General features: G+C 62.3%; 17 protein-coding genes and 2 pseudogenes. 3 read left to right on the forward strand and 16 right to left on the reverse strand.

All coding sequences use genetic code 11. The features are described 5' to 3' along the window. From ABYO54_RS01595 to ABYO54_RS01635, 9 genes and pseudogenes are all read right to left on the reverse strand, one after another. Positions 1-253 (reverse strand): annotated as a pseudogene (locus tag ABYO54_RS01595) (ribonuclease E/G); the annotation flags it as partial. 11 nt (positions 254-264) lie between these two features. After that, positions 265-1,428, reverse strand: coding sequence for a rod shape-determining protein RodA (gene rodA / locus ABYO54_RS01600; protein WP_372806240.1), 1,164 nt, complete (start codon positions 1,426-1,428; stop codon positions 265-267). Further along, positions 1,425-3,593 (reverse strand): peptidoglycan D,D-transpeptidase FtsI family protein, encoded by a 2,169-nt coding sequence (locus tag ABYO54_RS01605; RefSeq protein WP_372806241.1) that lies wholly within the window; start codon positions 3,591-3,593, stop codon positions 1,425-1,427. The genes rodA and ABYO54_RS01605 overlap by 4 nt, the downstream gene beginning before the upstream one ends. Further along, a complete protein-coding gene (gene mreD / locus ABYO54_RS01610) occupies positions 3,590-4,099 on the reverse strand; it encodes a rod shape-determining protein MreD (protein ID WP_372806243.1) in 510 nt (169 codons plus the stop codon). Before mreD ends, ABYO54_RS01605 begins: the two co-directional genes overlap by 4 nt. Continuing rightward, a complete protein-coding gene (gene mreC, locus ABYO54_RS01615; RefSeq protein ID WP_372806245.1) occupies positions 4,096-4,938 on the reverse strand; it encodes a rod shape-determining protein MreC in 843 nt (280 codons plus the stop codon). The genes mreD and mreC overlap by 4 nt, the downstream gene beginning before the upstream one ends. A 68-nt stretch (positions 4,939-5,006) precedes the next feature. After that, positions 5,007-6,035, reverse strand: a complete 1,029-nt coding sequence (locus ABYO54_RS01620; protein ID WP_372806267.1) for a rod shape-determining protein — start codon at positions 6,033-6,035, stop codon at positions 5,007-5,009. Positions 6,036-6,237: 202 nt separating this feature from the next. Beyond that, positions 6,238-6,951 (reverse strand): 16S rRNA (uracil(1498)-N(3))-methyltransferase, encoded by a 714-nt coding sequence (locus ABYO54_RS01625; protein ID WP_372806247.1) that lies wholly within the window; start codon positions 6,949-6,951, stop codon positions 6,238-6,240. A 36-nt stretch (positions 6,952-6,987) separates the two neighbouring features. After that, positions 6,988-8,157, reverse strand: a complete 1,170-nt coding sequence (gene dnaJ / locus ABYO54_RS01630; RefSeq protein WP_372806249.1) for a molecular chaperone DnaJ — start codon at positions 8,155-8,157, stop codon at positions 6,988-6,990. A gap of 81 nt (positions 8,158-8,238) precedes the next feature. Then, positions 8,239-8,841, reverse strand: coding sequence for a nucleotide exchange factor GrpE (locus ABYO54_RS01635; protein ID WP_372806250.1), 603 nt, complete (start codon positions 8,839-8,841; stop codon positions 8,239-8,241). A 960-nt stretch (positions 8,842-9,801) separates the two neighbouring features. On the opposite strand from ABYO54_RS01635, the gene ABYO54_RS01640 reads away from it, so the two are divergent. Further along, a complete protein-coding gene (locus ABYO54_RS01640) occupies positions 9,802-10,473 on the forward strand; it encodes a hypothetical protein (protein ID WP_372806252.1) in 672 nt (223 codons plus the stop codon). Positions 10,474-10,534: 61 nt separating this feature from the next. Here ABYO54_RS01640 and ABYO54_RS01645 read toward each other — a convergent pair whose 3' ends face one another. The 5 genes from ABYO54_RS01645 to ABYO54_RS01665 form a co-directional block, all read right to left on the reverse strand. Further along, the gene (locus ABYO54_RS01645) at positions 10,535-11,866 is read right to left on the reverse strand and encodes a sodium/glutamate symporter (protein WP_372806254.1); all 1,332 of its coding nucleotides are present in this window, start codon (positions 11,864-11,866) and stop codon (positions 10,535-10,537) included. Positions 11,867-11,948: 82 nt separating this feature from the next. Further along, positions 11,949-16,355: an autotransporter domain-containing protein gene (locus tag ABYO54_RS01650; RefSeq protein WP_372806256.1), complete on the reverse strand. Its 4,407-nt coding sequence runs from the start codon at positions 16,353-16,355 to the stop codon at positions 11,949-11,951. A 150-nt stretch (positions 16,356-16,505) separates the two neighbouring features. Then, complete coding sequence (locus tag ABYO54_RS01655) at positions 16,506-16,898, reverse strand: PQQ-binding-like beta-propeller repeat protein (RefSeq protein ID WP_372806258.1); 393 nt, start codon at positions 16,896-16,898, stop codon at positions 16,506-16,508. Positions 16,899-16,979: 81 nt separating this feature from the next. Beyond that, complete coding sequence (locus tag ABYO54_RS01660) at positions 16,980-17,753, reverse strand: PQQ-binding-like beta-propeller repeat protein (RefSeq protein ID WP_372806259.1); 774 nt, start codon at positions 17,751-17,753, stop codon at positions 16,980-16,982. 20 nt (positions 17,754-17,773) lie between these two features. Then, on the reverse strand, positions 17,774-18,313 hold the full coding sequence (locus ABYO54_RS01665) for a nitroreductase family protein (protein WP_372806261.1): 540 nt from the start codon (positions 18,311-18,313) through the stop codon (positions 17,774-17,776). A gap of 174 nt (positions 18,314-18,487) precedes the next feature. Here ABYO54_RS01665 and ercA point away from each other — a divergent pair, with 174 nt between their 5' ends. Continuing rightward, entirely contained in the window at positions 18,488-19,636 is a 1,149-nt protein-coding gene (ercA, locus tag ABYO54_RS01670; protein ID WP_372806263.1) for an alcohol dehydrogenase-like regulatory protein ErcA, read from the forward strand. Then, positions 19,620-21,203 (forward strand): PAS domain S-box protein, encoded by a 1,584-nt coding sequence (locus tag ABYO54_RS01675; RefSeq protein WP_372806264.1) that lies wholly within the window; start codon positions 19,620-19,622, stop codon positions 21,201-21,203. Before ercA ends, ABYO54_RS01675 begins: the two co-directional genes overlap by 17 nt. 114 nt (positions 21,204-21,317) lie before the next feature. On the opposite strand, the gene ABYO54_RS01680 is transcribed toward ABYO54_RS01675, so the two are convergent. Both ABYO54_RS01680 and ABYO54_RS01685 read right to left on the reverse strand, forming a co-directional pair. Beyond that, entirely contained in the window at positions 21,318-22,100 is a 783-nt protein-coding gene (locus ABYO54_RS01680) for a hypothetical protein (protein ID WP_372806266.1), read from the reverse strand. A gap of 1 nt (position 22,101) precedes the next feature. After that, a pseudogene (locus ABYO54_RS01685) lies at positions 22,102-23,502 on the reverse strand (sodium-translocating pyrophosphatase); the annotation flags it as partial. Positions 23,503-23,629: the final 127 nt, after the last annotated feature.

A 23,629-nucleotide genomic window follows, 5' to 3' on the forward strand; every position in this document is an offset into this window, starting at 1 on the left:
CCCAGTAATGGATGAAGGCGTTCTTTTTCAGACCGATATCGACGAAGGCGGCCTGCAGGCCGTCTTCGAGGTTCTGGATCTTGCCCTTGAAGATGCTGCCGACGATCCGGTTGTCTTCCTGGCGTTCAATGTGGAAATTGTCGAGTTTGCCATCTTCGAGCACCGCCACCCGCGTTTCGAGCGGTTCGATGTTGATGATGATTTCCTTCTTTTCCCGTTTATGGCCCCCGAGGGCCTTGAATTTCTGAAGCATGTTGACTCTCCTTATCTAATTCTTCGACGCTGGTACACGCTTTGCACCAGCCCGAGTGCGATCATGGTCGAGACCATGAAGGAACCGCCGTAGCTCATGAGGGGCAACGGCAGTCCCGTGATCGGTAGAATACCGATCGTCATCGCAATGTTCACAAACACATGGCAGAACAACATGACGCCGATTCCCAGCGCCACGAGCCGCCCAAACTCATCGCGGGATCGCAACGATACCCGCATACATCTTGCTAACAAAACGGTGTAGAGCGCGATGATCAGCGCTCCACCCATAAATCCAGTCTCTTCCGCGATGACGCAGAAGATGAAATCCGATTGCGCCACGGCCGCCGGCAGGAAGCCGAGGATGTTCTGCGTTCCTTGCAGATAGCCCTTGCCGTTGAGGCCGCCCGATCCCACCGCGATCTGCGACTGCAGCTTGTTCCAGCCGGCGCCGGCGACGTCGTAGTCCTGCAGCAGGAAGACCTTGATGCGGTCTTTCTGGTAATCCTCCAGCAACGGCATCGGCGGCAGGATCTGCCCCTTGGCGGCGGGCTGGCCCTCGGGCGGGCGTTCGAACTTGATCCAGACGCAGGCCACCACGGCAACCAGGACAATGGCCGTGGCGCCGCCCAGCAAGAGTTTGCGCTGCACGCCCATGTAGAGCATGATTGCCAGCGTGATCGGCACGAGCGTGAGCGAGGTGCTCAAGTCCGGCTCGGTCGCAATCAGCAGGAACGGCAGCCCGGCAATGGCCGCGCAGGTGAAGAAGGTTTTCCACTCGTCCATATCGCGGTCGGGCGACGAAAGGTAGGCGCCGAGTTTGATCGAGACCGCGATCTTGGCCAGCTCGGAGGGTTGCAGCGTGAAGCTGGGCAGCGGGATCCAGCGCTGCGCCCCGTTGATCGGTTCGAACACGAAGACCAGCAACAGCAAGCCGATGGCGCCGGCATAGACCCACCACGAGAACGTGAAGAACAGTTTATAGTCGAACCACACCAGCGCGGCGTAGATGACCAGCCCCATCCCGGCGAAAAGCAGCTGCTTTTCCCAGTGGTCGCCATGGCTCTCGGCCGACTTGAACTGCGCGCTATAGACAAACGCCACGCTCATCGTCATCAGGATGAGGATGGTGCCCAGCATGGTCCAGTCCACCCGTTTGGGGTCGATCCCGTTCATCGCGGCACCTCCTTTGAGAGGGTGCCGTCGTAGTGGAAGATCTTGGAGTAGAGCTCATGCAGGCGCGGCGCAACCGTGGTGCCGCCATAGACGCCGTCCTCGACGATGAAGGCAATCGCGTAGCGCGGGAAGTCGAACGGGGCATAGGAAATCATCCAGGTGTTCTTTTTCCCCAGCTCCTTGGGGCCGTATTCGGCGGTGCCCGTTTTGCCGGCGATCACGATATCCTCCACCTGCACGCATTTCGCGGCTTCTTCGCCGCCCATGACGACGTCGTGCATGCCGCCGCGCACGGTGGCCAGCGCCTCGTCGGGAAGGGCGATGTAGCGGATCTGCGAGGTGGGGTTGGTTTCGTAGGGGCGGTCGGGGGCGAACCGGAATTTCTTGATCAGGCGGGGCCGGTAGAGGTGGCCGCCGTTGGCGATCGTTGCGGCCACCATCGCCATTTGCAGCGGCGCCACGATGAGATCGCCCTGTCCGATCGAAAGGTTGCACGCGCCGGCGAGCCCCACGGCGGTTTCGGGGAGGTTGCCGTATTTGCTCCCTTTGGTCATGAAGGTGCCGGAGAGATCCTCCACGTCCGGGAAGAGGCCGACGGGCTGGCCAAGACCGAAGTCTTTCGCCATGCGGTAGATTGGCTCGTAGCCGACGTCGATGGCCATCTTGAACATGTAGACGTTGCAGGATTTTTCCAGCGTTTCCCGCATGGATAGGTCGTCGCCGTGGCCATAGCGGGCATGGCAGTGCATTCTGCGTTTGCCGACCATGTGGAAGCCGGGGCAGTCGTGGTGGACCTCGACATATTCCGGGTGCTCGCGCAAAACGCCCAGGCAGGCGATCGGTTTGAAGGTGCTGCCCGGGGCATATTGGCCGTAGACCGCGCGGTTGAGCGTCGGGGCGTTCGTGTCAGTCATCAGCGACCGGACATAATCGCTCGAAACCATATATTCATTGGGGTCGAACATCGGCGAGCTGACCATGGCCAGCACGTCGCCGTTGTTGGGGTCGAGCACGACGACGGCGCCTTTCACCGGGCCCTTGAACGGGTCGGTGTCCAGATGCATCGTCAGGGCTTCCTTGGCGAACTGCTGGATATGCTTGTCGATGGTCAGCTGGAGATCGCCGCCGGCGCTCGAGGGCAGGGACTGGAGGTCGCGATGGCGGAAGCCGTCGGCATCGATCTGGACCAGCTCGTAGCCGGGTTCGCCTTCGAGCAGCTCGTTGTAGAGGCCTTCCAGCCCCTTCTTGCCCTTGATGCCGCGCACGTCGTAGTGGAATTTATCCTCCTCGGCAACGAATTCCCCTTCCTTGGGGTTCACCGTATCGGCCTCGCGCGTGAAGCCGATGAGGTGGGCGAGGTTTTCGCCTTCGGGATAGGTGCGCGAGGGCAGGCAATAGATATCGGTTGCGGTGAGGTCGGCGCAGGTTTCGGCCCATTTCGCGATGGTTTTCTGGTCGATATGCTGCCAGGCCAGCAACGGCACCGGCCGCTGGGAGGCGATATGCCGCTTGATGCCGCGCAGGCCGATCGGCAGTTTTTCCATATCGACGCGGCCGTAGAGGCGCTCGTAGATCTTGTAGACCATTTCCAGGGTGTTGGCCGAGGTGGAGGTGGCGCGCTTTTCGAGCTCGGCGGTTTCGATGGCGATGCTGGATACGCTGAGGGGATCGTGGGTTCTGAGCCCCGGAACCGGGAAATCCTCGCTCCATTGGCCGAACAGGGTCTGCCAGCGGGCCAGCTCGGTGTCGGTCAGGTTTTTGTAGACCGTGAGCGGTTGTCCAGGCACGAATTGCAGGTGCCGCTTGATGTCGGCATAGCTGACGTCCGGCTTGCGCCCGACGCGCATCCAGATTTCGTGGACGAGTTCGAGCGTCTTGGCCACCATCGATTTCGGGGCATAGAGCTCCTCGGTGTAGATGGCGATGCAGTAGTTCGGTACGCTGTCGGCCAGCACGTTGTCGTTGCGGTCGTAGATCTTGCCGCGCACCGCAGGCAAGCGGATGCGCCGCACGCTCTGCATGAAGAGCCGGTCGTCGAAATCGCCTTTCGAGCGCACCTGCAGTTGCCAAAGGTTGGCAACCAGCGTGGTGGAACCCAGCGTCATCAGGGCGAAAATCACCCAGATGACGAGTTTGTTCTGCTTGCGCTTCTTTCTTACCTTCATTGCCATCCGTACCCCTTGCGTTTGGGGAGGGCGGCCTCCAGTTTGTTGATCGAGAGCGAGACCAGCGGCAAGGTGGCCATGCCGAGCCAGAACGAGCCGCCCAGCCGCATCAGCGATTCGCCGAACTGCACCGGCCGCTGTCCGGTGATCCCATAGATCAGCAGGGCCGAAAACGTCGTGAACAAGCCGGCCGCGGCACCGAAAACCAGCTGGGAAACCAGACCGTCGGCAAACACTTCGTTGCGGACCTTGTTGGCCACGATGCCGATTGCCGGGAAGGCCAGCAGCGCCGGGCCGAACGAGCCGAGGTTGAGGCCGTCCTGCAGCACCGCGGCAACGAAGACGACGATCCACATCTCGCGGTTGTCGCGGCGCAGGGCATAGTAGAGCACCATCGCGGCGAGAATCGGCGGCTTCATCCCGCCGAACAGCGGCCAGGCGGGCAGGACCTGCTGGAGCAGGGCGGCCAGCGCCAGCAGTAGAATCATGAGCAGGCGCCGTTTCATCGTTGCGCCTCCGGCCGCAGGTCGGTCACCACGAAAACATAGTCCAGCAGGCCGACGGTCGCGCGCGGCATGATCTCGGCATATTGGAACAGGCCGGATTTGTCCTGATAGACCTTTTCCACATAGCCGATGTGTACGCCCTTGGGGAACAGCCCGCCCTCGCTCGAGAGGCCGGACGTCACCACTTCGTCGCCCACCTTGATTTCGACATCCTTGTTGATGAATTCCATGCGGGCCCGGGGATAGCCCTTCAGCGTACTGCCCGCGCCCCGGACCAGCCCGTAGCCGCCGTTCTTGAGCCGGGCGATGCGCGCCGAAACGCGGCAGGCCGGGTCGGAGACCAGCAGCACTTCGCTCGTCAATTTCGAAACCTCCTTGGTCCGGCCCACCAGGCCGTCGGGGCTGATGACGGCGCGGTTTTCGCCGATGCCGTCGGCGCGGCCCTTGCCGATGCGCACGGAGTTCCACCAGCCGGAGATGTCGCGGCTGATGACGTCGCACGGGATCATGGAATAGGAGTTGGCTTGGCGGAATTCGAAGGCGCGGCGCAGGCGCGCGTTGTCGGCCTCGGCATCTTGCAGGCGGTTGAGGTCGGCCTGGATGCGGACGAGTTCGTGCGCGAGTTCGCGGTTTTTCCCCACCGCGCCGCCAATGCCGCGGATGGCCGCAATGGCCTCGGCAAAGCGCTGCCATACGCTCGAAGCCCCGCGTTCTGCCGGGGCCATGGCGTCACGAACCGCCCCCTTGCCTTTTTGGGTGAGCGAGGGAATCGGAACAAATACAACCACCAGCAACACAACGGTTGCTGTGGCGTATATTAATTTTTTATTCCTCAACACTATCCGCCCCTAGTGGGTGGACAGGCGCAACAGCACGGTTGCGGAACAAATTCGGATTGGGGAGGAGCCTAGGTGTTGGGCCCCGCCATTTTGCGAAGGAAATTGATTTCGTGCAGAACGATTCCAGTCCCCTCGGCCACGGCGCTCAGCGGATCGTCCGCGATGTGCACCGGCAGGCCGGTTTTCTCTGAAATCAATACGTCCAAACCTCGAAGCAGCGCCCCGCCGCCGGCCAGAACCATGCCGCGGTCGACCAGGTCGGCCGACAGTTCGGGCAGGCACCGTTCGAGCGTGATGCGCACCGCCTCGACGATGGCATTCACGGGATCCTGCAACGCCTGGCGCACCTCTTCGGAGCTGATCGTCAGCGTCCGCGGCAGCCCGGCAACCAGATCGCGTCCCTTGACTTCCATGGTGCTTTCGTCACCGGTAGCCAGGGCCGATCCCATCGTAATCTTAATTTCTTCGGCGGTTCTCTCTCCAATCAACAAATTATATTCCCGCTTGATGTGCTGGATAATCGCCTCGTCCATCTCATCGCCACCAACGCGCACGCTCCGGCTGTAAACTATCCCGGCGAGGGAGATCACGGCCACTTCGGTCGTCCCCCCCCCGATATCGACGATCATGTTGCCGGCGGGTTCCTGTACAGGCAGTCCCACCCCGATCGCCGCGGCCATTGGTTCTTCAATTAAAAACACGTCGCGCGCGCCCGCATGCATTGCGGAGTCTTTCACCGCGCGCTTCTCCACTTCGGTAATGCCACTGGGTACGGCAATCACCACCCGGGGCCGTACCATCCTCTTCCTGCTATGCACCTTCTGGATAAAATAGCGGAGCATCGCCTCGGTGACTTCGAAATCGGCGATCACCCCGCTCTTCAGAGGGCGGATGGCCACAATGTTCCCCGGCGTACGGCCGAGCATCCTTTTGGCCTCGTCGCCGACGGCCAAAACCCGGTTCGTGCCGGCCTGTACCGCCACGACCGAGGGCTCGCGGATGACAATCCCGCGATCCCGCGCATACACCAACGTGTTCGCGGTTCCCAGATCGATTCCAATATCGCTGGAGAACATCCCCATGGCCCGGTTGAACATATGACTTTCCTTTAAGTGTAAAATGGGTTCTGTAAAATCGGGAAACAATGTGGCAATTCGCCCCGATTGGTCAAGGTCAAAGCGTTTAGCATTGGATGTGCCGGCGCAAACGCTCCGGTTGTTCGCCGGCGGCCGGCGGCCGGGACCGGTGGAACGCGGCGCGCAGCGCCCACCCAACACCATCCAGGGGCGGACGTTCCGCCTACAGCCGTTCGTAGGCCAGCACGCTCAGTCCGAAAATGGCGGCGGTTTCGGTCCGCAGGATCCGGTCGCCGAAAGAGACCGCAACGGCGCCCGCTTCGACCATGGCCGCGACCTCTTCGCGCGAAAAATCGCCTTCGGGACCGATCAGCAGGGCGATTCGCCTTTTGTCCTGCATGGCGACGTCGCGGAACCGCTTGGTCCCCTCGTAGAGGGAGCCGACCAAAACGAGGTCGTAGCCGGCGAGGGTGGGCAGCACGGCCTCGAGCTTTTCGAGGCCGTGGAGCCTGGGTAGCCAGCGGACCTCGCATTGCTGCGCGGCGTTGAGCACGATTTTGCTCCAGCGCTCCTGCTTCTTGGGGTTCGGCTTGAATTCGGTGTGCCGCGTCAGGATCGGCCGGATCGCCGTGGCGCCGAGTTCGACGGCCTTCTGCAGCACCAGCTCCCAGCGCTCGGGTTTCGGCACGGCCTGGATCAGATCGATCTCGATTGCGGGCTTCGGAACCGTCCAGCGCTTGGCAATTTCCACTTCGACCGCCGTTTTCGAGACGGCAACGATGGCACCTTCGGCCACGCCGCCCTGGCCGTCGAACAGGGTCATTTCCTGCCCCGGCTGCACCCGGAGCACCCGCGCCAGATGGTGCGACTCCTCCGGCGAGAGGACGGCGACCGTCTTCTCGAGCTCCGCAGCTTCGACGAGTGAATTAATTCTCATGCTTCCAGGGAGGGCCTCGGCCCCAATCCGCCGATGCTACTCCGCTTCGAGCGCGCGTTTGCGCTCGTAGAACTTTTGCGCGGCCTTCTTGATGCGGATGGTTTCGTCGAAATGGTTTTCGTGGAGCTTGTCGCAGAGTTCCTGCATGGCCTTCTTTTCCTTGCCGGAGAGACGGGTGGGAATCTCGATCTTGACCTGGACATGCTGGTCGCCCTTGCCGTGGCCATGGGCGGCGTCGATCACGCCCTGTCCGCGCAGGCGGAAGATCTTGCCGCTTTCGGTGCCCGCCGGAATCTTGAGCTTGGCGCCGCCGTGGATGGTCGGCACTTCGATTTCGCCGCCGAGCATCGCGATTTGGAACGGAACCGGCACTTCGCAATAGATGTCGAGGTCGCTGCGCTTGAACAGCTCGTGGTCGCGCACGTGGAAGACGATGAAGAGGTCGCCGGCGGGGCCGCCGCGCGTACCGGCTTCGCCCTTGCCGGGCAGGCGCTGGCGCGAGCCCGATTCGACGCCCGCCGGGATGCGCAGCTTGATGGTCTTGCGTTCCTTGACGCTGCCGGCGCCGTTGCACTCGTGGCAGGGGTTGGAAATGGTTTCGCCGGCGCCGCCGCAGGAGGGGCAGGTCTGGGAAAACTGGATGAAGCCGCCGCCGGAGCTGACCTGGCCGCGCCCGCCGCAGGTGGGGCAGGTGCTTTTGGAGGTGCCGGGTTCGGTCCCGTTGCCGGAGCAGCGGCCGCAGGTTTTCGACACCGGAAGCGTGAGCGTGCGGTGCGAGCCGAGGGCCGCTTCCTCGAAATCGACGTCCAGGTCGTAGCGCAGGTCGGAACCGCGCGCCGGGCCGTTGGAGCGGCGGCGTCCGCCGCCCCCGCCAAAGAGATCGTTGATGTTGAAGCCGCCGCCGAAGACCTGCTCGAAAATGTCGGACGCATCGTGGAATCCGCCGCCGAATCCGCCGCCGAAGCCACCGCCGCCGGGCGCGAAGGCCTGGTGGCCGAACTGGTCGTAGCGCGCCTTTTTATTGGCGTCGGAGAGCACTTCGTAGGCTTCGGAGGCCTCTTTGAAGCTCTCTTCCGCCGCGGCATCGCCGGGGTTGCGGTCGGGGTGGTATTTCATGGCCACCTTGCGGTAGGCCTTCTTGATCTGATCGTCAGAAGCGTTGCGGTCGACGCCAAGCACTTCGTAGTAATCGCGTTTATGAGCCATAATCTTTCCTAAACGGGTTCGGCCGCGAATCGAACATCGGAATGGATTCGCCGCGTACCCTTCATTCGTTGCATCCGAGAACTATTCTTCGCTCTTCGCGGCCGGGCCGGAGGAGACGACGACCTGTGCGGGCCGGAGAAGCTTGTCGCCGAACAGGTAGCCGCGCCGCACCTGGTTGGAGCAGATTTCGGCGGCATATTCTTCCGACGGCATGTGGGTGAGCGCCTCGTGTTTGTGGGGGTCGAACACCTCGCCCACCGCGTCGATCGGCGTCAGGTTAAACTTTTTGAGCACGTTGCGGAATTGGTCGTAGACCAGCTTGAAGCCGTCGACGACCGCCTTGTCGGCATCGTGCTGTTCGGCGGTTTGGAGGCCCATTTCATAGTGGTCGAGCACCGGAAGGATTTCGAGCAGCAGGTCCTCGTTGGCGCGCTGGTAGAGCTCGATGCGTTCGCGTTGGGTGCGGTTGCGGAAGTTGGCGAAGTCGGCCTGCAGGCGTACGAACTGGTCGCGCAGCGATTCGTCTTCCTCTTCTTTCACGGCGGGCGCGGGCTCGTCGTCTTCAATGATTTCGGTGTCGGGCAGCTCTTCGGCTTCCGCCGCCACCTGGTCCGCCAGTTCTTCGGCGGCAAGGGTGGCTTCTTCGTTCAGTTGCTGTTCCTTTGCTTTGTCTTTTTTACCCATAATACAAATCCTTTGTGTTTCCGAAGCTGTGAAAAATACGCGAAACGGCCATCGTGTCAATAGGTCAATGCCGCCCTTCGCCTCGGATCGCCCCGCCAAACCGCGCCCGCCGCCTTGGTTTGTTGCAATTTCTTTCCATGGTATCGCGGTAGAGCCGCCGCTTCGAGGGGGCTTCATGCGCCACCGGCCATTCTTCCGGGTACGAGGTGGAGGGGCACGGGCTCCGTGCCTTGGTCGCAGGGCCTGCGCCCCTCCAAAAAAACACCGGGCGCGTATCCCGTGTCTCTGGGCATCGGCTGAGCCACCTCATAGCGGCGGCTCTACCGGACCGCGCCGCGCGCCGGCACCCGCCCGGCTGGTCGGTGCTTCCGGGTGCGAGGTGGAGGGGCACGGGCTCCGTGCCTTGGTCGCAGAGCCTGCGCCCCTCCAAAAAGCAAAGCAATCGGGGCCGCCGCAGACCGGCAAGATGCCTGTCCTACGTTTCCATGCCACCACCAAAACGCATGAAGTGGAGGCAGAAAAATGGGGTGGCAGAAAAATTCCGGTGCGTCCGCAGGAAGGGCGCTTACCTTGCGCTGAAGGCGCAACACAAGACGTGAGTAGAGCCGCCGCTTCGAGGGGGCTCTAAGGACACCAAATGCGAATGGTATCGCCCGTTCAGGGCGAGGGGATTGGATTGCGCGGGGTTCATGGGGCTGCGCCCCATGCTACCTTGTGTTGTGCCTTTGGCACACGGTTCGCCGTAAAACCGACAAAGCCGCCGGCCTCGGGGCCCATTCCAAGCCCGAAGATGAGGTTTCATGGTTGAGGAGGAAGGCTCGTATTCGACCCTCGGATTGATGCTCCCCTGCCGCGCTGGATGCGATTGCGTTTCTCCGGGGTAAGCCTATACTGGTTGCCTGTTTCGCAGATTCATCTGGGATGGATGCATTTCGAGAACGTATTGAAGGGAAATGGGGTATGAGAAAACTATACAGTAAAATCGTCGTTCTTCTGTGGCTTGGCAGCCTGTGCACGGGTGTTGCGGCACCGGCCTCAACAATGCACGAGAAACTCGAAACTCCGCTCTCCTTGCACATGCATAAGATGGGGTTGGATTCGATTTTCGAGCTATCCCCTTTGTGGACGCCGCTCGAGATCCAAGTGGACCCGGAGCTTGTTTCCGCTCTAGGGAAAAGCCGTCGGCGATGTTCCATTCAGGTGCGGGATGTTGAAGCGAAGTATCTGCTCGGATGGATGATCCATCTTGCCGAGGCCCGCGGCGAAATCGCGGATGACGGAACGATTCGCGTTGCATCCCGGAGTGCCGTGAAGATAAACGACCCGCTTTTCGAATGCTATAAGGAGACTGGCGGCGAGTGGCGAGATGCGCTCGACCAAGTGCTCCGAAAGCATGCGCTAGAACAGAATTTCGCCCATGCGCCAGTCGATGCATACCTGACTCTCGTGGGGGCGATGTATGGGCTTCCCGTACTCATCGACCCCAAGGTGATCGAGGACAAGGCCACGGAGCTCAAGGTCTCGTTTGAGGGGGGCTCCGAAATGACCATTGCGGAACAGATTCAAGCCGTATTGGGCTTGGCGGGACTTTCCTACAAGCTGCAGGGTGGCGTTCTTTTTATCAGCAAATGACAATTCGGTAGAATGCACCGCTCCTTTTTGGGGCGAAAGAGAACCGCGCCGGGAATGCGGATCAGGCGTCGCGGCGGTTCATGGCGACAAGGACGAGGGTCCAGAGTGCGATGGCCCCGATGGCGATGCCGAAGATGGGCCAGCCGCCGTAGAGGGCGAGCAGGGGGATGGCGGCGCCGGTCCAGAGGCCGCCGCCCATGAAGGGTTCGTGCAGCAGTTGCTTGGCGGCGAAGGCTTCGGCGGCGTCGGTCTCGTAGTCGGGGTCAACGACGCGCAGCAGCAGGAGGCCGGTGGCGGTGACGCCCATGGATTGCCCCATCTCGGCAATGCCGCGCTCGAACCAGGCATCCTTGAAGGCGCGCCGGGCAAAGACGGTCAACATCAGTACGTTCCAGCCGATTCCGGCCAGGATGAGGATCACCAGCGGGAGCCAGCCCTTGGCAATGACATCGATCCGGATGGTGGCAATGGCGGCGACGACGAGGAAGTCGAGCGCGCAGTTTTGGATGCGCAGCATAAGGCCTTCGTCCATGTGGTCGTGCGGGTCGAAGCGGTCGGCCAGCCATTGGACGATCACGCCGCCGAGCATGCAGAGCGGGAACAGCGGAAAGCTCTTGAAGATGTCCGCGCCTTTGCCCGGCAGCCCGGCGCCAAGCAGCAGCAGCCCCTGTTGCATCAGCCAGCCCAGCAGAATGGCGGCCCCCACGAAGACGAGGTGCAGCGAGAGCGAGCCGATGACGTCGGACGAGACGCTGATCTTGCCGGCATGCGGGCGATGTTCGAAGGGAATGATGCCGCTGAAGTCTTCGATGTCGACGCCGGGCTTGGCCTTCTTTTCCACGTAGCCTTTGCGCACGGCCCAGTTGACCAGCCCCATGCCGACGATGATGGCGCCCAAAATGCCGCCCGTGGCGGCGGCGAGCGCATAGTCCTTCATTTCGGGGAAGCCGAGGTCGTCGAAGGTCGGGCCCATGCCGCCGGCGGTGCCGTGGCCGCCCTCGAAACCGACGGGCATGATGCCCGCAAAAACGTCGGGCAGGTGGAAGAGCGGGCCCAGCAGCAGCAGGACCAGTCCGCACCCGACGGCATATTGTCCCCAGGCAACGACCTGGCCATAGGCCAGCTGCCGCCCGCAGCTTTTCCAAACCTTCGCCACCGGCGGCAATGCGGCGCCGAGGAAGAGGCAGGCGAAAACGATATTGATCAATTGCCCCGGCAACGTGTTCCAGCCGGCGGTCATCTCGTCGGGAACATCCAGAACGAGCAGCACCGCCAACCCGAGCAGACCCGCGATGACACTGGCGGGAAGATATAGCTTTTGCAGAACGACCAGCTTGCGGCGCAGCCAATAGCCGAGCCCCAGCAACACGCATAAACATCCGAATGACAACATCTGTAAAACCTCCGGTTTTCTATTAAAAACGAAGCCGCTCTACAGGAGCATATCGTCGAACGCTCCGCCGCAACGCGGCGGCTTAGAACATGACGTTGAGCATGAGCGTTCCGGTATGCTCCTTGTAGTCGTCGCTGAAACGGCCGTTGTAACCGACCCCGACTTCGAGGTAGTCGGTGCAGATCACGCTGACGCCGGCGCCGGTATTGAAGAGGTCGGCGTCGGGCGTGATTTTCGCCATATCGACCGCCGGCATTTCGCCGGCGGAGAGGGTGGAGTAGACGTCCTCGTTGAGGAAGTCGTGGGCCCATTCGCCATAGCCGGTCAGCTGGAAGCGGCCCAGAGCGGTATCGAAGCGGTAGCGGGCCTTGAGGCCGATGGCGGATTCGAGCCAGGTGCGTTCGAAGTCGTGCACGGTGGTTTCGGCTCCGCTGGTGGTTTCCGTTTCCGTATGGCTGTTGGCTTTGGTGTGGAGCAGGTGCAGCCCGGCATAGGGGGAGAGGGCCAGGTTCTTATAGTAGTAGTATTGCCCCACGTCGCAATAGGCGCCCATGCTGGAGCCGTTGTAGGCCGCGATGCCCTCGTAGTTGTCCTCGATGCGGATCGAGTCGTAGCTGGAGTATCCGGCGGCCGCCATCGCGTCCACGTAGAGCCCGTTCTTGCCGACCCACTCGCCATAGGCGCCGAACCAATAGGTTTCGGTGTCGACCGAGTCGGCGTTGGTGGTATCGGCCGAAGAGCGGGCGTAGGTGTAGTTGAGGCCGAGCGTCAGGTCTTCCCCGAAGAGCCGGTCGAAGCCGATGGTGGTGCCGTTGTTGTTGAGGTCGAAGCCGTAGGAGTTGCCCTGCGCGTCGTAGGAGCCCTGGCCGTTGAAATACTGCACCCAGACATTCATGTCGAAGATGGTGTTCTGGTTGCCCGGCCCCATGGCCCCGGCGGGAACGTCGTTGGTCTGGCTCATCAGGTAGGCCTCGTTGGGCATCGAGTGCGCGGTCGCAACCAGGTTGCGGCGCAACTGCTTGGTGCGCGCAAAGACCGAATTCTTCATGGCGCCGTACCCGGCGCGGATGCCTTCGGAGCCCGCATAATCGAGCGCCGAACTGAACTCCTCGCCGTTGGCGGTGGTCACCATGCTCACGATGCCCGAGGGATCGAAGACGAGCTCGGTATCGAACAGGAGCATGTAGTCCACCACGTTGGTGGAGTTGAAGGTGGTGCCGCCGAAGCCGCCATTGGTCGCAATCAGGATCGGGATCTCGGTGTCGACGATCGAGTCGAGCACCTGGACGTCGAGGTCGAGGCCGCCCAAATCAACCGAGTTGGTGCCGCTGAGGATCAGCAGGTCGTTCTCCATCTCGCCGTCGATCAGGTTGCCCTGCGCGAGATAGCGCGTGCCGGAGAACGAAACGTCGCTACTGATTTCGAGCGTCGCGTAGGGGTAGGAAACCCCGTCGCGCGGGCTGATGGTCCCGCCGGTCATTTCCAAGGAGCCGAAGGTCCCCGCATCGATGATCCCCGAGCCGTACAGCAAGCTGTCGGTCAGCGTCAGTTTCTCGAACCCGAGATATTGGTTGGAGACGGAGCCGTCGACGAAGAACTGACCGTCGTTGACGCTCACCCGGCTTCCGGCGCCGGTCGCCTTGAAGACGATGTCGTCGCCAATGGAGTAGTTGGTGCCGGTCAATGAAAGCGTTGCGCCCACGCCCGTGAACAGGTTGGTTCCGGAGCCGCTGATCTCGCCGTAGTCGTAAACGTTGAGGTCGCCGCCGATTTCAACCAGGCTTTCGTCGTAGATGGCGAGCGCGTTCGAGGCATAGAGCGTCAGGTCGCCGCCGATCTGCGCGTACGCCCCGTCGTCCACGATCAGCAAGTTGCTGCCGTCGTCGCTGCCGGTGCCGATGTTCAGGTTGCCGCCGACGGTCAAGGTGGAATTCGACCCGCTGACATAGGCGTAGTTGCCCGATGTGCCGTCGGTGCCGATCTGCAGGTTCTGGCCGATGTTCGCCGAGGCGGCGGAGTAAATCTGCAGACTGTTGTCGTCGCCATAGCCGATGGTCACGTTGCCCGTGTTGTTGAAGCTCGAACCGCTCTGGACATTGATGACGTTGTCGTCGGAGTCCCAGCCGATGATCGTGTTCTGGCTATTGAGCGCCGCACCGCCCTGGAGCAGGATTTCGGAGCCGTCGCCGCCGAGGCCCACGAGCAGGTTGGCCGCGGTGTAGCCGGCGTTGGTGCCGTCGAGGATCAGGTCGCGCGAACCGCCGAGATAGGTGTAGGCGTTCGTTGCGCCGTCCACCACGAGGTTCGTGGCCGAGAGGCCCGTCAGCGTGCCGCCGACCGACAGCTGGGCGCCTTCGCTCCAGTTGAATTGGTTGGTGCCGTATGCCGCCAGATCGAAATCGGAGGTGATGGCGAACGTGCCGTTTTCGCGCAGATCGAGATAGCTGCCCTCGGCGATTTCAAGCCCGCCGACGGTTACCCAGCCGCCGCTCTTGATGATGTTGGTGCCGGTCGTGGCGGCGTCGAGGCCGAGGTAGAGCGTTTCCTCCATCGTCACCGAGCCGTTGCCAACGACCAGTTCCGCGCCGTTGGTGGAGGCCACCAGCAGGCCGCCGCCGGCGGCGTTGGTGGTGGCTTCGCCGACAAACACCCAGGCCCCGTCGCGCACCGTCAGCGAGTTGCCGCCCGCGCCCAGGGTAAGATCGTCGCCGTAGACGCCGACGTAAAGGCCGCCGTTTCGGTTCGTCCAGGCGGAGCCGCTGCCGGTCACCAGCACCGAGTTGTCCTCCGCGCCGCTGCCCCAGCCAATGTAGCCGTAGCCGCTCGATACCTTCGCGCCGTTGGTGATGACCAGGTCGCTGTTGTCGGCGCTATTGCCGATGAGCAAACTATTTGTGCCGTTCGCCCAGCGGGCGTTGATGCCGTCGAGCGTCAGGTCCCGTTCCCCGTTGAGGTAGGCGCCCTCCATCCCCGTCAGGTTGCCGCCGACCGACAGGTTGCCGCCCGCGTTCCAGTTGAGGTTCGAGTGCGACTCGACGTCGAAATCGCCGGTCATCGCCAGCGTGCCGCCGTCTTCCAGGTTGAACTCGTTGCCGTCGTGCACGGCGAGCTCGTCCGTACCGATGCGCCCGCCGTCCTGAACGGTCACGGCATTGTTCGTGCCCGTCACCGTCAGCGTGCCCGCGTTGGTCCAGGCGGAGCCGGAGTCTTCGACCACCACGGCGTTGTTCGTGCCGGAAACCGTGCCGGAAACCGTCGCCAGCCAGCCGCCCTCCGCAACGTTCAGCGTGTTGCTCGTTCCCGAAACCACCGCGGTGTCGCCGAGGGTCCAGTTGCCCCCGCTCAGGGTCAGCGTGCGTTCCGTGCCGTCGAGCCCGTTGCTCTTGGTCAGCGTGCCGCCGACCGCCAGGTGGCCGCCGTCCGCCCAGTACAAGTTGGTTTGGGCGTCGTGATCGAAGTCGCCCGTCATCTCCAGGGTGCCGTTGTCGCCGAGGTTGAAGGCGCTGCCGGCGTCGATCACCAGTTCGTCGAGCGTCACGAAGCCGCCGTTGGTCACCGTGGCCGAGCCCGTTGCGCCGCCTTGGCCGAGGTAGAGGCCGGGCGCTTCGACCGTGGCGTCGTTATCCACCACCAGTTCCGCGCCGTTGGTCGAGGCCACGCTGATGCCGCCGGCCGCCAGGTTGGTGGTGGCTTCCCCGACATAGACCCACCCGCCGTTTTCGACGGTCAGGTCTGCGCCGGTGCCATAGCCGACCACCAGCTTGTTCGAGGTCGCCCACGTTCCGCCGTCGATCGTCAGGCCCCGTTCTTTGTTCAGGTAGCTGAAGCCGTTGGTGGACTCGACGCCGGTCAGGTCGCCGGTCACTTCCAGCATCCCGCCGGAATACCAGTTGAAGCCGTCCATCCCCGCATCGAAATCGTTGTTGATGCGCAAGGTGCCTTCATAGCTCAGGTAGAACCCGCCCTCGCTTCCGGCAATGTCGAGCGCCTGCGCAATAATGGTGCCGCCGGAATAAACGGCGACTTGGTTGCTCGTGCCCGCGCCAATGTAGATCGTCCCCGCATTGTTCCAGACGGAGCCGTAGTCCGTGACCACGACGATGTTGCCCGTCGAGCTGCTTGCGATGCCCACATAGCTGTTGGCATTCGAGACGGTGGCGCCGTCGTCGATTTCGAAATAGTTGCCCGACCCTTCGTTCCCGACGATCAGGTCGCCCGACATGATCCACGAGGCATCGCCGGAAACATTGACGATGTTGTCGTCGGCCCCGGCGCCTTCGCCGACCGTCGAGGTGATGTTGGTAACGTGCCCTCCCTCGTAAATCCCCAGCGCGTTGGACTGGGTCGTGGCGCCGACCACGATCGTATCCGTGGTCCAGGCCGAATCGACGAACTGGGTCGAGACGTTATCCAAAATGTTCGTGTACTGTGCCTGTGCAGCGGCGGCGAGCCCCAAGGCGACGGCAAATAACTTCAAAAAGCGTGTCATTCCATAAACTCCTGTTTCCGTGGATTGGAAAATAAGGCGCAAACCATACAGGAATCGCCGAATGGCGAACAAGGAATATCGAACGGCACGCCGCCCCGTTTTCCCGCGGCGCCCGTTGCGGCCCGTTGCCCGACGAACCGCCGGCGCGCGCTAGGGCTGATCGATCCGGTATAGATGGGTTTTGGTGCGCAGCAGGAGTGCGTTGTCCATGACGGCGGGCGAGGCCATGAGCCCCTCGTCCAACACGTTTTCGGCCAGCAGCTCGAAGGTGCGCCCGGCGCGGATCACCTTGGTTTTGCCGGTGGCGCTGCAGACGTAGATGCGGTCGCCGGCCAGGATCGGCGAGGCGATATGGTTGCCTCCGGCGCGTTCGCGCCAAACCGTTTTGCCCGTCGCGGCCTCGAGGCAGGTGAGCGTTCCGCGGTTGCTGACCACCACCACCAGCCCGTCGACGGCCACCGGCGATGGGGTGGAGGGCACGTCTTTCCCGCCGAAGCGCCACGCGATCTCGCCGCCGGGACGGATGGCCAGCAGTTCGGCCACGCCCGCGCCCGTGACGGCGAAGACCAGCCCGTTGGCGAAGACGGGGCTGGTCTGGGAGGTAAAGCCGCCGTGGGCAACCTTTCAGAGTTCGGTGCCGGTCTGCGGGTTGTAGGCGAAAACGGCGTACGACGCCGGGCAGATCAACTGCTCCTTCCCGTCAACGGTCGCGACGATGGGGGTCGAGAAGGCCTTGCGGAAATCGCCTTCGCGTTTGGGTTGGCCGCTTTCGTCGAGGTCGTTCCACTCCGTGGAGCGGTCGGTGCGCCACACGGTTTTTCCGCTGTGTTTGTCGAGCGCGGTCATGTATTGGCGGTCCACGCCGTCGAACGTCAGGATCAGCAGGTCGCCGTGAAGGATCGCGGAGGAGCCGGGACCGCGGTAGTGGCGGCAGGGCATGTCGTTGCGCTTCCAGAGCGTTTGGTTCGTGCGCGTGTCGAGGCAGGCGGTTCCATAGCTGCCGAAATGGACGTAGACGCGGCCCTTTTCCAGCGCGGCCGTGGGCGAGGCATAGCAATTGACGCTGTTGCCGAGCGGTTCCGGCTCGTCGCAATGGAACAGCTTTTCGCTGAACACCATCTTGCCGGTTTCGGCATCGATGCGATGAACGAAAAAGTCGTGGCCCTGCTCCGTCGCACTCGTGAGCCAAATCGCGCCATCCATCGCGACCGGGGTCGACCAGCCGATGTTCGGGATCGCGGTTTTCCACGTCACGTTCTCGGTCTCGCTCCACGTCAGCGGCAACGGCGGCGCGTCTGCAACGCGTCCATCGCCGTTCGGCCCGCGGAACTCCGGCCAATCCCCCGCGACCGCCGGCATTGCGCCCAACATCAACACCCCGAACATCCACCCTTTCATAAGCCCGATCCTTTCGCTGTTTAAATCCATTTCGCTATCGCTTCCAAATCCAACCGCGGCCGCGGTTGCGGTTGTGCGGCGGGCCAACCGACGGTGATGAGTCCCACCGCGGTAATCGACGGGGGCCAGCCGACGATCTGCCGGACCTTTTTCGGCTTGATCCATCCGATCCAGCAGGTGCCCAGCCCGAGCTCCTCGGCCTGCAGCACCAGATGCTCGCCCGCAATGCCCACATCGATCAAGGGATAGTCGACCCCCGAAATCTTCGGCGCAATCCGGTGGGTAATCGCCGACTTTTCCATGCCCAGCGCAACAATCGCCCCGGCATGCTCCGCCCATCTCATGGGAATCCCGCTCAGAAACGCCTCGTTGATCAGCCGCATGCGCGTTGCCTCGTCCTGCACCACCGCGAAGCGCCACGGCTGCTTGTTGCAGGCCGACGGCGCCAGCCGCGCCGCCTCGAGCATCAGTTCCAAATGATCCCGCGGCACGGGCTTCGGCTCATACGCCCGGCAACTCGTCCGGTGCTTCACCAACGCGATAAAGGGGCTGTTTTCCAAAGGGCGATTTTCCATAGCCGCACAAGCTAGCACAGCACAATGGTCGCCTGCCATGCGAAAGCCGCGCGGATAGATGTGCTTGCCGGCAATCCGTGCGGTCTTTATATTCCCCGCCTTCAACGGAAATGCGATCAACAAAGGAGGGGTTTTAACGTGCAACCGCAAATTCCAGGAATGGACCCGCGAAAGTTCCTTGCTCCGGAAATCCTATATGGGGTCGGTAGCCGCTTTAGGGCGGGGGCCTATGCCGCCAATATCGGCATCCGCCGCGCACTGCTTGTTTCCGATGCCGGCGTGATCGCTGCCGGCTGGATGGAACAGGTTCGCGAGTCGCTGGCGCGCGCCGGCGTTGAATCCGTTCTGTTCGACGGCGTCTCGCCCAACCCCCGCAGCCATGAATGCCAAGCAGGGCGCGAGCGCTACTTGGCCGAAGCGTGCGACGGCATTGTGGTGGTCGGCGGCGGTAGCCCGATGGACTGCGCGAAGGCGATCGGCATCCTTGCCGTGAACGAGGGGTGCATCCGCGATTTCGAAGGCGTGGATACCATTCCAACGCCGTGCCCGCCGTTGATCTGCATTCCCACCACCTCGGGCTCGTCGGCCGACGTCTCGCAATTCTGCATCATCAACGACATCGACCGGCACGTGAAAATGGCGATCGTGAGCCGGATTCTGGTGCCGGATGTTTCGTTGATCGATCCGGAAACCACCTGCACGATGGATGCCGAACTCACCGCGGCCACGGGGCTCGATGCGCTTACCCACGCGGCGGAGGCGTTGGTTTCGAACGCCCGCTCATCGCTGACCGACCTGCATGCGAAGGAGGCCATCCGGTTGGTCTGGAACAATCTGGTCGGGGCGATCGAGCACCCCGAAAACCTCGAATACCGCCATCAAATGTCGCTGGCCAGCCTGAATGCGGGGCTCGCTTTTTCGAACGCCAGTCTCGGGGCGGTGCATGCGATGGCCCATGCGCTGGGCGGACTGCTGGACATGCCGCACGGCGAGTGCAACGCGATTCTGCTGCCGCATGTGGTCGAACGCAACTTCGAGACGGCGGAGCAGGGCTACCGCGCCATGGCGGCCGCCATGGATATTGCGGAACAGACGCTTTCCGCGCCGGCGTGCAAAGCGCGGCTGCTGGAATCGATCCGCACGCTGCAACGGCAGGCGGGCATTCCCCCGCGTCTGGGCGACTGCGGCGTGAAGCCCGAAGATTTGGCCGCGCTGGCCAAGGTGGCGGAGCAGGATGCCTGTCTGGTGACCAACCCCTGCGACCTCGACGCCGACGAGCTGGAGAACCTCTATGCCCGAGCACTCTAAAAACCACAACGAGCGCGAAGCCCTGCGCAACAAAATCCTCGGCCTGGGCGAGCGTTCCGCCCGTAAAAGCTACTATCCCCAGCTCCGGCAGCGCGTCGAAGAGCTCAACCAGGCGAAGGACTACCTCGACGCCATCTTCAACGCGACCGTCGATGCCATCTTCATCCACGATGCCGAAACCGGCGTGATCGTCGATGTGAACAGAGGGGCGGAACGGATGTACCGCATGACGCGCGGGCAGATGATCGGCTGCGCGATCGAAGCGCTCAGTTCCGGCGTCTCCATTTACCGGAAAGCCAATGCCGACGACTGGATGCGCAAGGCCCGGGAGGAGGGGCATGTCGATTTCGAATGGCAGGCCAAGCGGGCGGACGGGACGGTGTTCTGGGTGGACGCCAGCATGACGTCCACCCGGATCGAGGGCAAGGAGCTCCTGATTGTCGTGGTGCGCGACATTGAAATGCGCAAACGCGCCGAAATGGATCTGCGGCGCCTGACCATTGCCATCGAACAGTCGCCCGACATCGTGATTATCACCGACACGGAGGGCACCATCCAGTATGTGAATCCCTCCTTCGAACGGATCACGGGCTATGCCGCCCAGGAAGTGATCGGGAAAAACCCCCGCCTGTTGAAGAGCGGCGAGCACGACGCCGCGTTTTATGCCGAGCTTTGGAATACGCTGCTGGGGGGAAAACCCTGGAAGGGGCGTTTGGTCAACCTGCGCAAGGACGGCAGCCGCTATACCGAGCAGGCGCAGATTTCGCCGGTGTTCGACAACGAGGGGACCATCACCAACTTCGTGGCGTTGAAGCGCGATATTTCGCTGGAACTCCAGCGCGAAGAGCATGACCGCCAAAAGCAGAAGCTCGAAGCCGTCGGGCAGCTGACCAGCGGCATCGCCCACGATTTCAACAATATCCTGCAAGGCATCCTCGGGTTCAGCAGTCTGCTCAAAATACATCTGGAGGAGGAGGCCGAGGAATACGGATTTGCCGAAGAGATCCGGAAATCGACGAAGCGCGGCGCCCAGCTGATCCAGCAACTGCTGGCCTTCAGCCGCGAGCAACCCGTGCAGCCGGTGGCTTTCGATCTAAACGCCGCCATCAACGATTCCAAACCGCTGCTCGAAATGCTGCTTGGCGACCAGCACACCCTGGCCTTCCAGCCGGCGCCGGATCTGGTGCCGATCCTGGCCGACCGCGGGCAAACGGACCAGATTGTCATGAACATGGCGGTCAACGCCCGCGATGCCATGCCCGACGGCGGGCGGCTCACGATCGCCACCGAATTGGTTGTGTTCAACGAGGCCGATGCCGCCTGCATTCCGGACGCCCGGCCGGGGTCCTATGTCTGCCTGACCATCTCCGATACCGGGCTCGGCATGAGCCCGGAGACGCTCGAGCGGCTCTTCGAACCCTTCTTTTCCACCAAGGAGGCGGGCAAGGGTTCCGGGCTCGGGTTGTCCGTCGTGTACGGCATCGTCCAGCAGATGAAAGGCTGGATCACGGTTTCCAGCAAGCCGGGCGAAGGCAGTTGCTTCAAAACCTATTTCCCCGTGGCATAATCCGCATCGGCTCAGGCCGCGCGCTTCGGCGCACAATCCTCCCTCCGGCCGATTTCCAGGATCCGCTCCCGCAGTTGTTCCTGGAATGCCGGATTGGCGCCGTCTGCGCCCACGCTACATGGTGCGCCAGAACTTGAGGTTCTTGGCTTCGATGGTGTGTTGGTCCGGCAGGGGATAGAAGATGCTTTCGCCTTTCGCGGAAAAGTTGAACCCGTGCTTCAGCAAGCGGTAGGAGATGTTGTCGAGGTTGCTGTCCAGGGCCATTCCCTTGCTTTTCTTGTCGGGCTTGGCCATCAGTTCGAGATAGCCGTCCCGGATGGTGGAGGGGTGCAGCGAGGGGATCGGCGAGGGCTGGAAGGGATTGGCTTCGAACTCCTCGAGGAATTCGGGGATGTCGATGTTCAGCTGGGTGTAGAACTGCTTCGGCGCACTCTTGTGGTTGGTGGGATCGGTGATGTAGGCGCCGAATTCGTGGGGATTGAAGCGCGACATCACCAGCATGTGCATCGGCGCGATCTCGGCATAGATGCGGATCGCCTCCTTGCGCGAGGCGGGGTCTTCGCCGCGTTCCAGCCCCAGGCAGTGGCCCTCCTGCGTCGAGATGTACAGCTTGCCGATGGCCGACAGGGCCACATGTTCAAGTACCCGGTAGGAGGCAATGAACTTGGTCGCCTTCGGCCGCCCGTCTTCGTGGGGCCTCATCTCCTTGAGGATCGCATCGATGTCGAAGAAGTCGTGGCGGTAGGCGGGATCGATTTCGGCGAAAACGACCTTGCCGGAATAGTGGCGGCTGGAGCCGGAGGTGTAGTGCCGGGCAAAGGTTTCGGGATCGAACTGCGACGCAATCAAGGCCGTATTCGGGTAGAGCACCATGTAGATTCGATTTTCAATGTTCATTTTATAACCCCCAGAAGGTTTTAAGCATCGGCGCAATCACCAGCGAGATGATGGCCATCAGTTTTAATAGGATATTCAACGACGGGCCGGCGGTATCCTTGAAGGGATCCCCCACGGTATCGCCGACGACCGCCGCCTTGTGGGCCTCCGAGCCCTTGCCTTGGCTGGCGCCGCATTCGATCATTTTCTTGGCATTGTCCCAGGCGCCGCCGGCGTTCGACATGAAGATGGCCAGCACCACCCCCGAGGAGGTCACGCCGATCAGGGTTCCGGCCAGCATTTTCGGGCCGCCGATGAAGCCGACCAGCACGGGCGTCAACACGGCAACCACGCCGGGAATCACCATGCCCTTGAGCGCCGACGCGGTGGAAATGTCGACGCATCGCTTGTAGTCCGGCTCGTCGGTCTCTTTCAGGATGCCCGGCTTTTCGCGGAACTGCCGGCGCACCTCCTTGATCATGGCGAACGCGGCTCCGCCCACGGCGTTCATCGCCATGGAGGAAAACAGGTAGGGCAGCACCGCCCCCAGCAGCACGCCGGAGATCACCTTCGGATTCATCAGGTCGATGGTGCCCACGCCAACTTGCTGGCGGAAGGCCGAGAACAGGATGATGGCCGTCAGCGCGGCCGAACCAATGGCAAATCCCTTGCCGATGGCGGCGGTGGTGTTGCCGACCGCATCGAGCTCGTCCGTAACCTCGCGCACTTCCGGCGGAAATTCCGACATCTCGGCCAGTCCGCCGGCATTGTCGGCGATCGGGCCGTAGGCATCGACGGCCAGCTGGACGCCGAGGGTCATCAGCATGCCGAGCGCGGCGATGGCGATGCCGTAGAGCCCGGCCAGGGCTTCGCTGCCCAGAATGGCCGCCACGATGATGATGATCGGCGGGAAGGCCGAGACCATGCCGACGCCCATCCCGGTGATGAGGGTCGTGGCCGCGCCGGTTTCGCAGGATTTCACGATCTTGTTCACCGGCCGGGTATCGGTGCCGGTGTAGTATTCGGTGATCATCCCGATCAGCGTGCCGGCCACCATGCCGAGCACCGAGGCGAAAAATACGTTCAGATAACCCACCACGCCTTCGTTGCCCAGAAAGAAGCGGCTCAGCAGGAAGGAGAAGACGGCGGCAATGCCCGCCGCGCCGAAGGTTCCCTTGTTCAGGGCCGTCTGCGGCGACTGCCCCTCCTTCACGCGCACCAGTCCAACGCCGATCATCGCGGCAATAATGCCGGCCACCGCCAGCTGCAGCGGGAAGACCACCAGCTTCAGCCGGAATGCATCGCTCCCGGCAATGCTGACGCCGAGCACCATCGCGCCGATGATCGACCCGACGTAGGATTCGAACAGGTCCGCCCCCATGCCCGCGACGTCGCCCACGTTGTCGCCGACGTTGTCGGCGATCTGGAGTTTGGTCTTTCACTAGTTCCTTCTGTTTTCGATCATCAAAACGCCCTTTAAACATGGCCTGAACATGTGGATTGACATCTAGCATATATGCTAGATATTATCCTGACCAAACGAATGGAGG

The organism is Pontiella sp., from assembly GCF_041622395.1.
Taxonomy (GTDB): Bacteria; Verrucomicrobiota; Kiritimatiellia; order Kiritimatiellales; family Pontiellaceae; genus Pontiella.